This window comes from Thalassospira sp. UBA1131, from assembly GCF_002311515.1.
Lineage (GTDB): Bacteria > Pseudomonadota > Alphaproteobacteria > Rhodospirillales > Thalassospiraceae > Thalassospira.
The window spans coordinates 89,076-89,339 of record NZ_DCAO01000132.1 but is presented as its reverse complement, the minus strand read 5'-3'; the positions used below and the strand labels follow the sequence as shown (position 1 = coordinate 89,339).

The 264-nt window shown below is 58.3% G+C and carries 1 protein-coding gene; it reads left to right on the top strand.

Going from position 1 to position 264, the window contains the following annotated elements:
* Window positions 1-145 precede the first annotated feature (145 nt).
* On the top strand, window positions 146-264 hold a 119-nt coding region (locus B3Z49_RS22130), incomplete at its 3' end, for a hypothetical protein (RefSeq protein WP_414716283.1).

The window sequence follows — 264 nt, the reverse complement described above, 5'->3', positions numbered from 1 at the left end:
ACCTGTCCGTTGCATAACATGGTGTTCTCGCTTGAAACCGGCGAGGCACAGGGGCCCGATGACGGCTGTGCTGCCAAGGTGGAATGCAAGGTCATTGACGGGATTGTCCGTGTTGGCCTGACCGAACTGCAAGCTGGATTGCGCCATGCAGGATGAGGTCAAAACAACCTGCCCCTATTGCGGTGTTGGCTGTGGCCTGATCATTTCGCCAACCCGTGACGGATGGGCTGTCGGCGGTGATCCGGATCATCCGGCCAATTTCGG